The organism is Streptomyces alboflavus (assembly GCF_000716675.1).
In the GTDB taxonomy this organism is placed as follows: Bacteria; Actinomycetota; Actinomycetes; order Streptomycetales; family Streptomycetaceae; genus Streptomyces; species Streptomyces alboflavus.
Genome location: NZ_JNXT01000045.1, coordinates 94395 through 106104, shown reverse-complemented (window position 1 = coordinate 106104; position 11710 = coordinate 94395). Strand labels below are relative to the sequence as shown.

Below are 11710 nucleotides of genomic sequence, written 5' to 3'. Positions count from 1 at the left end.
GGAGTCCACCGCCCCGTCCCCCCCCCCCTCCCGCGAAGCCGAGCCCACCGTCCCCGCCTGGCTCGACACCGAGACCGCCCTCACCCTGCTCACCTCCCCCCTCGCGGCCATGGACGCCGCGGACCTGCGGCGCCTCGGCCGGGCCCTGCGCGAGGAGGAGCGGGCCGCGGGCAACCACGTCCCGCCGCCCTCCGACGAACTCCTCGCCCGCGCCCTCGCCGAGCCGGAGCGGCTGATAGCGCACGACCCCTCGTACGCGAAGGGAGCCCAGCGGCTCGGCGAGCTCCTGAGCCGGGCCAGGAAGCGGCTGGCGGACGGCGGCACCGCCGAGCAGGCGCTGTGGGACCTGTGGGACGGCACGCCCTGGCCGAGGCGTCTGGAGCGCGCCGCGCGGCGCGGCGGCGCGGCGGGCCGCAACGCCGACCGCGACCTCGACGCGGTGTGCGCCCTGTTCGCGACCGCGGCCCGCGCCGAGGAGCGCACCGGCGGGCGCGGCGCCCTGAACTTCCTGGACGAGATCGAGGCGCAGGACATCGCCGCCGACACGCTGACGCGCCGCTCGGCGCGCCCCGACGCCGTACGCCTGATGACGGCACACCGCTCCAAGGGCCTGGAGTGGCGGCTCGTGGTGGTCGCGGGCGTCCAGGAAGGCCTCTGGCCAGACCTGCGCCGCCGCGGCTCCCTCCTGGAGGCCGACCGCATCGGACGCGACGGCATCGCCGAGCCCCTGACCCCGGGAGCGCTCCTCTCCGAAGAGCGCAGGCTGTTCTACGTGGCCGCCACGCGCGCGCGGGAGCGCCTCGTCGTCACCGCCGTCAAGGCGCCCGCCGACGACGGTGACCAGCCCTCCCGCTTCCTCACCGAACTCGGCGTCGAACCGAAGGACGTGACCGGCCGCCCGCGCCGCCCCCTTTCGGTCTCCGCGCTCGTCGCGGAGCTGCGGGCCACCACCGTCGACCCGCACGCCTCGGACGCCCTGCGCGCGGCCGCCGCCCAGCGCCTGGCCCGTCTCGCGGCGCTCACCGACGCCGACGAGCGCCCCCTGGTGCCGTCCGCGCACCCGCACCGCTGGTGGGGGATGTTCGAGCCGACGGCGAGCGCGGTGCCCCTGCGGGACCGCGACAAGCCCGTCGCGCTGTCCGGGAGCGCGCTCGACCAGCTCGCCAACACCTGCGCCCTGCAGTGGTTCCTGGGCCGCGAGGTGAAGGCCGACGCGCCCGCGACGGCCGCCCAGGGCTTCGGCAACGTCGTGCACGTCCTTGCCGACGAGGTCGCGTCCGGGCGCACGCCCGCCGACCTCGACGTCCTCATGGAACGCCTCGAATCCGTCTGGGACGCCCTCGTCTTCGACGCCCCCTGGAAGTCGGACCAGGAGAAGGAGCACGCGCGCGTGGCGCTCGAACGCTTCCTCCAGTGGCACGTCAGCGGCGCCCACACGGGCCGCACCCCGGTCGCCAGTGAGCACGACTTCGACGTGACGCTCGAAGCGGGCCCCTACGAAGTACGCGTACGCGGTTCCATGGACCGCGTCGAACGCGACGGCGAAGGCCGCGCCTACGTAGTCGACTTCAAGACCGGCAAACAGGCCCCGAGCGCAGCCGACGTCGAGCGCCACCCCCAACTGGCCGTCTACCAGCTCGCCGTGCGCGAGGGCGCCGCGGACGACGTCTTCGAAGGCGTACGTCCCGACGTGGGCGGCGCGGAACTGGTCCAGCTGCGCCAGGGCGCGGCCAAGAAGGACGGCGGTGACGCGCTGCCGAAGGTCCAGGCCCAGGAGCCGCTGTCCGGCGACTGGGTCGGCGACCTCCTCGCCACGGCGGCGGGCAAGGTCCTCGACGAGCGGTTCACCCCGGTCACGGGCCAGCACTGCACGCACTGCGCCTTCCGCGCCTCGTGCAGCGCCCGCCCGGAGGGCAAGCAGGTCGTGGAGTGAGAGGCCACGCGGAAGCGGTACGAGTGGCCGACCTCACGTCCCGGACCGACGCGCCCATAGCAGCCGCACCGGCCTTCTAGAGTCGCCGTCAAGCTGAACACCCTTCCTAGGAGACAAGAGACATGGCAGCCAACCGGAACCTTCTGGCGGCCGCAGCCGCCTGTGCCGTCGCGGTCGTCGGCATCACGGGCTGCAACGACGACGGCGACAAGGACCCCTTCGAGGGGATGAGCGCCGACAAGATTGCGCAGAAGGCCATCACCGCCTCGAAGGGCGCGGGCTCCTTCAAGGTGTCCGGCACCGGCAACGAGAACGGCAAGGCGGTCAAGGTCGACTTCGCGGTCGCCAAGTCCGAGGACTGCCAGGGCAAGACGCGCTCCGCCACGGGGGGCACCGGCGAGATCATCGTGTCCGGCGGCACCTCGTACATCAAGGGCGACGACAAGTTCTGGGAGAACGCCACGCGTGGCTCCTCCATGGGCGACAAGGTCGAGGGCCGCTGGATGAAGCTCCCGGAGGGCCAGCAGAACAAGACCTGCGACAAGGACGTGATGTTCGAGTCGACGAAGCTCAAGGGCCTCAAGCGGGAGAAGGACGCCGAGGTCGACGGCGACAAGGTGGCCGTCCTCACCCGAGCCAAGAACGGCAAGACTGTCACGTACTACGTCGCCATGGACGGCAAGCCGTACTTCCTGCGGATCGACAAGAAGGACAGCGAAGGACCGGCCAAGATGACCTTCACCGACTATGGGTCCCCCGTCACGGTCAAGGCCCCGCCGGCCGGTCAGGTCGTCGAGCAGAAGGACCTGATGGGTTCCTGATCCGACGGGCCCCGGCAGCGGCGGCCACGGACACACGCGGCGGCGACGGACGAACCCGTCCTGCCCCGGATGTCAGTGGCCGCCGCTAGCCTCTCTGACGTGTCTGATCGCCTCACCGACCCCGAGCAGCTCAAAGAGCTCCTCGGCATCCCGTTCACCCCGGAGCAGACGGCCTGCATCACCGCGCCGCCCGCCCCGCAGGTGATCGTGGCCGGAGCCGGGTCGGGGAAGACGACGGTGATGGCCGCGCGCGTGGTGTGGCTGGTCGGCACCGGGCAGGTCGCCCCGGAGCAGGTGCTCGGCCTGACGTTCACGAACAAGGCGGCGGGCGAGCTCGCCGAGCGGGTGCGCAAGGCGCTGATCAAGGCGGGCGTCACCGACCCGGAGACCGTCGATCCGGACAACCCTCCGGGCGAGCCGGTCATCTCCACGTACCACGCGTTCGCGGGCCGCCTCCTCACCGACCACGGCCTGCGCATCGGCCTGGAGCCCACCGCCCGCCTCCTCGCCGACGCCACCCGCTTCCAGCTCGCCGCCCGCGTCCTGCGCGAGGCCCCGGGGCCGTATCCCGCGCTGACCCGCTCCTTCCCCGACCTCGTCAGCGACCTGCTCACGCTCGACGGCGAGCTGGCCGAGCACCTGGTGGCACCCGACCGCCTCCGGGCGCACGACGTGGACCTGCTCCGCACCCTGGCGGGCGCCAAGCTCACCAACGCCGACCTGCGCAAGGTCCCCGAGACGGCCACCGCCCGCCTCCAGCTCGCCGAGCTCGTCGACCGGTACCGCACGGCGAAGCGCGCCCGCGACCTCCTCGACTTCGGCGACCAGATCGCCCACTCCGCGACCCTCGCCCGCACCCGCCCCGAGGTCGGCGAGATCCTGCGCGAGGAGTTCCGCGTCGTCCTCCTCGACGAGTACCAGGACACGTCGGTGGCCCAGCGCGTCCTCCTCGCGGGCCTGTTCGGCGGCGGCACCGGCCACCCCGTGACGGCGGTCGGCGACCCCTGCCAGGCGATCTACGGCTGGCGCGGCGCCTCCGTGGCCAACCTCGACGACTTCCCCGACCACTTCGCGCACGCCGACGGCCGCCCCGCCACGCGCCACGCCCTCAGCGAGAACCGCCGCAGCGGCGGCCGCCTCCTCGACCTCGCCAACGGCCTGGCCGCGCCGCTGCGCGCCCTGCACGCGGGCGTGGAGGCCCTGCGGCCCGCCCCGGGCGCCGAGCGCGACGGCAGCGTGTGCTGCGCCCTGCTGCGCACCCACAGCGAGGAGATCGACTGGATCGCCGACTCCCTCGCCCACCTCGTGGCCACCGGCAAGGCCCCCGGTGAGATCGCCGTCCTGTGCCGCACGGCCGGTGACTTCGCCGAGATCCAGGCCGCCCTCGTCGCCCGCGACATCCCCGTCGAGGTCGTCGGCCTGTCCGGCCTGCTGCACCTGCCCGAGGTCGCCGACCTCGTCGCCGTCTGCGAAGTCCTCCAGGACCCTGGCGCCAACGCCTCCCTGGTGCGGCTCCTGACCGGCCCCCGCTGGCGGATCGGCCCGCGCGACCTCGCCCTCCTGGGCCGCCGCGCCCGCCTCCTCGTGCGGCACAGCGCGCCCGAAGGACCCGAGGACGCCGACCGGCGGCTCGCCGAGGCCGTCGAGGGCGTCGACCCGTCCGAGGTGATATCGCTCGCGGACGCCCTCGACACGTTTCTGGAGGCCCCCGCCGACGGCTCCGGAGACGACGGGCTGCCGTTCTCCGCCGAAGCCCGGGTGCGGTTCGCGCGCCTCGCCACCGAACTGCGCGACCTGCGCCGCTCCCTGGCCGACCCGCTCCTCGACGTCCTGCACCGGGTGCTCGCCGTCACCGGCCTGGAGGTCGAGCTCTCCGCGTCCCCGCACGCCCTGGCCGCCCGCCGCCGCGAGACCCTGTCGAACTTCCTGGACATCGCCGCGTCCTTCGCCGCCAACGACCCTTCGGCCTCCCTGCTCGCCTTCCTCGGCTTCCTGCGCACCGCCGCCCAGTACGAGAAGGGCCTCGACAACGCCCTGCCCGGCGGCGAGAACACCGTCAAGGTCCTCACCGCCCACAAGTCCAAGGGCCTGGAGTGGGACGTCGTCGCCGTGCCCGGCCTGGTCACCGGCACGTTCCCGAGCGCGCAGGGCCGTGAGAAGTGGACGGCCCAGGCCAAGGTCGTCCCGCACACCCTGCGCGGGGACGCCGACACCCTCCCCGACGTCGGCGCGTGGGACGCCAAGGGCATGAAGGCCTTCCACGCCGAGATGAAGGACCACCAGCACACCGAGGAACTGCGCCTCGGGTACGTGACGTTCACCCGCCCCCGCAGCCTCCTGCTCGGCTCCGGCCACTGGTGGGGCCCCACCCAGAAGAAGCCCCGCGGCCCGTCCGACTTCCTCACCGCCCTGTACGACCACTGCGCGGCGGGCCACGGCGAGATCGAGGCCTGGGCGGACGAGCCCGAGGAGGACGAGGAGAACCCGGCGCTGCACGAGAAGGCGGCCGACCACGCCTGGCCGCTACCCCTCGACGCCGACTCCCTGACCCGCCGCCGCGCCGCCGCGGACACCGTCCTCGCCCACCTGGACCGCCTCACGGCCGACGACGCCCGCTCGCACGAGGAGCCCCACCCCGCCGCGGGCGACCCCGTCTCCGCGTACGCCGCCGAGCCTCCGGAGTACGCGACGGACCCGGACTGGCCGCCCCCGCCGGACGACGACGAGATCGACGCCTACGAAGGCCGTGCCGACGGCTACGAAGACGATGCCGACGTCTACGAAGGCGATGCTTTCGGGGACGACGCCGCCCACGGAACGGGCGCCGAGGACCCCTCGGAGTGGGACTCCTGGTCCACGGAGCGCCCGACGTCCCCGGGGCACCCGACGTCCCCGGGGCACCCGACGTCCCCGGGGCACCCGGCATCCGCGCAGCGCCCCGCGTCCACGGAGCCCCCGACCCCGCCCCACCCCAGGCACACCACGTCCGACGAGACAGCCCTCACCAAGGACGCCATCCCGCACGCCCGCACCCCCCAGGCACCCCCGCGCCTCACCCCGGAGGAATCCCGCACCCTCGCCTCCTGGGACCGCGACCTGGACGCCCTGACCGGCGAGCTGCTGCGGGCCCGCGAGAGCGTCCGCGACGTCCTCCTGCCGACCACGCTCACCGCCTCCCAGCTCCTTCGCCTCGCCGGTGCCCCGGACGCCCTCGCGCAGGAGCTCGCGCGGCCCATGCCCCGGCCGCCGCAGCCCGCGGCCCGCCGCGGCACCCGCTTCCACGCCTGGGTGGAGGCCCGCTTCGAGGAGCTGCGGCTGCCCATGCTCGGCCCGGACGAGCTGCCGGGTGGCGGCCCCGGCGAGGCGGAGATCGCGGACGAGCGCGACCTGGAGGCGCTCAAGGAGGCCTTCGAGCGCACCGAGTACGCCCGTCGCACCCCCCACCGCGTCGAGTACCCCTTCCAGATCGCCCTCGCGGGCCGCGTCATCCGCGGCCGCATGGACGCCGTGTACAAGAACGGCGACGGCGACGACACCACGTACGAGATCCTCGACTGGAAGACCGGCCACACCCAGGACGCCGACCCCCTCCAGCTCGCCGTCTACCGCCTCGCGTGGGCCGAGCAGCACGGCCTGCCGCCTGAGTCCGTGCGAGCCGCGTTCCTCTACGTGCGCAGCGGCGAGACCGTCCGCCCGGCGAACCTGCCGGGCCGGGCCGAGCTGGAGCGGATCCTGCTCGGGGATGCTGCCGGGGCCGCCGGACAGTGGGGTGACCGGCCGCCCGACCGGAGCACTCCCGCGGGCCGATAGGCTCGTGACCATGAGCAAGACCGTCAACAGCTCTGACAGTGTCGTCAGCGCCGTCCGCGCGTACCTGGACGACCACCGTGCTGCCTTCCTCGACGACCTCGCCGAGTGGCTGCGCGTCCCGTCCGTGTCGGCACAGCCCGACCACGCACCCGACGTGCGCCGCAGCGCCGACTGGCTCGCCGCGCGGCTCACCTCGACCGGCTTCCCGACGGTCGAGGTGTGGGAGACGGCCGACGCCCCCGCGGTGTTCGCCGAGTGGCCCTCCGGAGACCCGGACGCGCCCACCGTCCTCGTCTACGGCCACCACGACGTGCAGCCCGCCGCCGTCGAGGACGGCTGGGACACCGACCCCTTCGAGCCCGTCGTCCGCGACAACCGCCTCTACGCGCGCGGGGCAGCCGACGACAAGGGCCAGGTCTTCTTCCACACCCTCGGCGTCCGCGCCCACCTCGCCGTCACCGGCCGCAGCGCGCCCGCGGTGAACCTGAAGCTGCTCGTCGAGGGGGAGGAGGAGTCCGGCTCCCCGAACTTCCGCGCCCTGGTCGAGGAGCGCGCCGAGCGTCTCGCCGCCGACGCGGTGATCGTCTCCGACACCGGCATGTGGTCCAAGGACACCCCCACGGTGTGCACGGGCATGCGGGGCCTCGCCGAGTGCGAGATCGAGCTCTCGGGACCCGACCAGGACATCCACTCCGGCTCCTTCGGCGGCGCCGTGCCCAACCCGGCGACGGCCGCCGCCCGCCTCGTGGCCGCCCTGCACGACGAGCACGCGCGCGTGGCCGTGCCCGGCTTCTACGAAGGCATCGTCGAGCTGACCGACCGCGAGCGCGAGCTCTTCGCCGAGCTGCCGTTCGACGAGGCCGAGTGGCTGCGTACGGCTAAGTCGCACGCGCCCTACGGAGAGGCCGGGCACAGCACCCTGGAGCGCATCTGGGCCCGTCCGACCGCCGAGGTCAACGGCATCGGCGGTGGCTACCAAGGCCCCGGCGGCAAGACGATCATCCCGTCGAGCGCCTTCCTGAAGCTCTCCTTCCGGCTGGTCGCCGGCCAGGACCCGGAGCGCGTCGAGAAGGCCGTCCGCGCGTGGGTGGCCGACCAGCTGCCCGCCGGCATCGGGCACACGATCACCTTCAGCGGGGCCACGCGCCCCTGTCTGACGCCGCTGGACCACCCGGCGCTGCAGTCCGTCGTCCGCGCCATGGGCCGCGCCTTCGAGCAGGACATCCGCTTCACCCGGGAGGGCGGCTCGGGACCCGCCGCCGACCTCCAGGACGTCCTCGGGGCGCCCGTGCTCTTCCTCGGCATCTCCATCCCCTCGGACGGCTGGCACGCGCCGAACGAGAAGGTCGAGCTCGACCTGCTCCTGAAGGGCGCCGAGACGAGCGCCTACCTGTGGGGCGACCTCGCGGAGCACTGGCGCGGCGCCCACTGAACCGGCGAAACGCGTCGCGCACCGCGATGCACACTGAAGAGACCCGCTCGCTGAACCACCCATTCCATCGGGGGAGTTGGAAGCACCAGTGACCACCTGGACCGACCGCGCAGCTGACCGTCCCGTCTCGCTCACCGCGCCGAGCGGCATCGACCGCGCGGCCCATCACCGTCTCGACGAGGCCTGGCTCGCCGCCGCGTGGAGCCACCCCTCGACCCGGGTCTTCGTGGTGTCCGGCGGCCAGGTGCTCATCGACGAGACCTCCGACGGCCGCACGGAACTCGTGATGACCCCGTCGTTCGAGGCGCCCCTCACCGAGGCGCACCGCTACTTCCTGGGGACCGACGACGACGGCGTGAGCTACTTCGCGCTCCAGAAGGACGCGCTGCCCGGACGCATGGACGCCTCCGCGCGCGCGGCGGGCCTCCGCGAAGCGGGCCTGCTGCTCTCCCCGCGCGACGCGGGCCTGATGGTGCACGCCGTGGCCCTGGAGAACTGGCAGCGCATGCACCGCTTCTGCTCGCGCTGCGGCGAGCGCACCGTCATCGCGGCAGCCGGCCACATCCGCCGCTGCCAGGCCTGCGGCGCCGAGCACTACCCGCGCACCGACCCCGCCGTGATCATGCTGGTGACGGACCACGAGGACCGCGCGCTCCTCGGCCGTCAGGTGCACTGGCCCGAGGGCCGCTTCTCGACCCTCGCGGGCTTCGTGGAGCCGGGCGAGTCGATCGAGCAGTCCGTGCGCCGCGAGGTCTTCGAGGAGGCGGGCGTCACGGTCGGCGACGTCGAGTACGTCGCGAGCCAGCCCTGGCCGTTCCCCTCCAGCCTGATGCTGGGCTTCATGGCGAGCGCCACGTCCTCGGAGATCGACGTCGACGGCGAGGAGATCCACGAGGCGCGCTGGTTCTCCCGCGACGACCTGCGGGCCGCCTTCGAGTCCGGGGAGGTCCTGCCTCCCTACGGCATCTCGATTGCGGCCCGCTTGATCGAGCTCTGGTACGGCAAGCCCCTGCCGAAGCCCGGCACGCTCGCCTGAGCCGGGCGCGCCGCCCGGCCCGCCGGGTCAGGCGGCGAGCTTCTGCTTCACCTGGGCCAGCGAGGGGTTGGTCAGCGTCGAGCCGTCCGGGAAGAGAACGGTGGGAACCGTCTGGTTGCCGCCGTTCGCCTTCTCGACGAAGGCCGCGGAGTCCGGGTCGTGCTCGATGTTGATCTCTTCGTACGTGATGCCCTCGCGGTCCATCTGGCTCTTCAGCCTGCGGCAGTAGCCGCACCACGTGGTGCTGTACATCGTCACAGTGCCCGGCATGTCTCTCGCGCTCCTTAAGCCTCGGGGTGCGTCACCGCACGTCGTGTGCGTAGCCGCACTGACTCGAACGTACGCGACCCGGTCACCATTCCCGCATTAGTACGACTGCGAGCGCCCCCCTGTGGACAACCGGCACAGCCGCCTCGTGGGACCTGGCAGCATGGCGGGGTGACAGCAGCAACGCACTCCACCCTCTTCCCCCGGGTCCCGGACACGGCCGACGCGGTGCTCGACGGGCTCGACCCGGAGCAGCGCGAGGTCGCCACCGCCCTGCACGGGCCGGTGTGCGTGCTCGCGGGCGCGGGCACGGGCAAGACCCGCGCCATCACGCACCGCATCGCCTATGGCGTGCGGGCCGGGATCCTCCAGCCGAACAGCGTGCTCGCCGTCACGTTCACCAACCGCGCGGCCGGGGAGATGCGCGGCCGCCTGCGCCAGCTGGGTGCCACGGGCGTCCAGGCGCGCACGTTCCACTCCGCCGCCCTGCGCCAGCTCCAGTACTTCTGGCCGAAGGCCGTCGGCGGCTCGCTGCCCCGCCTCGTCGAGCGCAAGGTCCAGCTCGTCGCCGAGGCCGCGGCGGCCTGCCGCGTCCGCCTCGACCGCAACGAGCTGCGGGATGTGACCGGCGAGATCGAGTGGTCCAAGGTCACCCAGACCGTCCCCGCCGACTACGCCGCCGTCGCGGCCAAGTCCGGCCGCGACACCCCCCGCGACCCCGCCGAGATCTCCCAGCTCTACGCGGCGTACGAGGACCTCAAGCGCGACCGCTCGGTCATCGACTTCGAGGACGTCCTGCTCCTGGCCGTCGGTATCCTCCAGGACCGCCACGACATCGCCGACCAGGTCCGCTCCCAGTACCAGCACTTCGTGGTCGACGAGTACCAGGACGTGAGCCCGCTCCAGCAGCGCCTCCTGGAGCTGTGGCTCGGCGACCGCGACAACCTCTGCGTCGTTGGCGACGCCAGCCAGACGATCTACTCGTTCACCGGCGCCACCCCCGACCACCTGCTGAACTTCCGCACCCGCCACCCGGGCGCCACCCTCGTCAAGCTCGTCCGGGACTACCGCTCGACGCCCCAGGTCGTCCACCTCGCCAACGGCCTGCTCTCCCAGGCCGTCGGCCGTGCCGCCGACCACCGCCTCGAACTGGTCTCGCAGCGCGAGCCCGGCACCGAGCCCGTCTACACGGAGTACGCGGACGAGCCCGCCGAGGCCGAGGGCGCCGCCCGCCGCATCCGCGCCCTGATCGCCGACGGCGTCCCCGCGGGCGACATCGCGATCCTGTTCCGCACGAACTCCCAGTCGGAGATCTACGAACAGGCCCTGGCCGACCTGGGCATCCCCTACCTGCTGCGCGGAGCCGAGCGCTTCTTCGAGCGCACCGAGGTCCGCGAGGCGGGCGCGGCCCTGCGCGGCGCCGCCCGCTTCGGCGGCAACGACACCCTCCTGGACGACATGGTCGACCTGCCCTCGCAGGTGCGGGCCGTGCTCTCCACCAAGGGCTGGACGACCAAGGCGCCCGCGGGCTCCGGCGCGGTCCGCGACCGCTGGGAGTCCCTGGCCGCCCTGGTGCGCCTCGCCGAGGACTTCGCCGCGGCCCGGCCCGAGGCCACCCTCGCCGACCTCGTGGCCGAGCTGGACGAGCGCGCCGCCGCACAGCACGCGCCCACCGTCGAGGGCGTCACGCTGGCCTCCCTGCACGCGGCGAAGGGCCTGGAGTGGGACGCCGTGTTCCTCGTCGGCCTGGCCGAGGGCATGATGCCGATCACGTACGCCAAGACCGCCGAGCAGGTCGAGGAGGAGCGCAGGCTCCTGTACGTGGGCGTGACCCGCGCCCGCGTCCACCTCTCCCTGTCCTGGGCCCTCTCACGGTCCCCGGGGGGCCGCCCCAGCCGCCGGGCCAGCCGCTTCCTCGACGGCCTGCGCCCCGGCTCGGGCACCGCCGCGGGGGCGCGCGCGGCGGGCGGACCCGGTGGCATCGAGCGCGGCACCGGCCGGAGCGGGGAGCCCGGTGAGGCCGGAGCGCCCCGGGAGCGCCGCCGCGGCGGCCGCAGCCCCGCGCGCTGCCGTGTCTGCGGCCGCACCCTCACCGACGCCGGTGAGATGAAGCTCATGCGCTGCGAGGGCTGCCCGTCGGACATGGACGAAGGGCTCTACGAACGGCTCCTCGAGTGGCGATCGGGTCAGGCGCGGCGCCTGGGACAGCCCCCGTTCTGCGTCTTCACGGACAAAACCTTGATCGCCATCGCGGAGGCCGTGCCGGAGGACGAGGGTGAGCTGGCCCGCATCCCGGGCGTCGTCGTCCGCAAGCTGCGTCACTTCGGCGCCGACGTCCTCGCTATCTGTGCAGGTCAGGAGCTTGCGGAGGACGACGAGGCGAACTGATTCAAACTCGTCGAAAAAATAGT

7 protein-coding genes are annotated in these 11710 nt (G+C 73.4%); 6 read left to right on the top strand and 1 reads right to left on the bottom strand.

All coding sequences use genetic code 11. The features are described from left to right. From OO63_RS29400 to nudC, 5 genes are all read left to right on the top strand, one after another. The coding region (locus OO63_RS29400; protein WP_033264576.1) for a UrvD/REP family ATP-dependent DNA helicase at nucleotides 1–1933 on the top strand (1933 nt) is incomplete at its 5' end. Between the two features lie 122 nt (nucleotides 1934–2055). Continuing rightward, entirely contained in the window at nucleotides 2056–2754 is a 699-nt protein-coding gene (locus tag OO63_RS29395; protein WP_030359812.1) for a hypothetical protein, read from the top strand. Between the two features lie 99 nt (nucleotides 2755–2853). Beyond that, complete coding sequence (locus tag OO63_RS29390) at nucleotides 2854–6564, top strand: ATP-dependent DNA helicase (RefSeq protein ID WP_031192737.1); 3711 nt, start codon at nucleotides 2854–2856, stop codon at nucleotides 6562–6564. A gap of 10 nt (nucleotides 6565–6574) precedes the next feature. After that, complete coding sequence (locus OO63_RS29385) at nucleotides 6575–7996, top strand: dipeptidase (protein WP_030359814.1); 1422 nt, start codon at nucleotides 6575–6577, stop codon at nucleotides 7994–7996. An 88-nt stretch (nucleotides 7997–8084) separates the two neighbouring features. Next, nucleotides 8085–9032 carry an NAD(+) diphosphatase gene (gene nudC, locus OO63_RS29380; RefSeq protein ID WP_030359815.1) on the top strand — a complete coding sequence of 316 codons (948 nt, stop codon included), beginning with the start codon at nucleotides 8085–8087 and terminating at the stop codon, nucleotides 9030–9032. A 27-nt stretch (nucleotides 9033–9059) separates the two neighbouring features. Here nudC and OO63_RS29375 read toward each other — a convergent pair whose 3' ends face one another. After that, nucleotides 9060–9302, bottom strand: a complete 243-nt coding sequence (locus tag OO63_RS29375; protein ID WP_030359816.1) for a mycoredoxin — start codon at nucleotides 9300–9302, stop codon at nucleotides 9060–9062. A gap of 168 nt (nucleotides 9303–9470) precedes the next feature. On the opposite strand from OO63_RS29375, the gene OO63_RS29370 reads away from it, so the two are divergent. After that, a complete protein-coding gene (locus OO63_RS29370) occupies nucleotides 9471–11687 on the top strand; it encodes an ATP-dependent DNA helicase UvrD2 (protein WP_199819515.1) in 2217 nt (738 codons plus the stop codon). Nucleotides 11688–11710 lie beyond the last annotated feature (23 nt).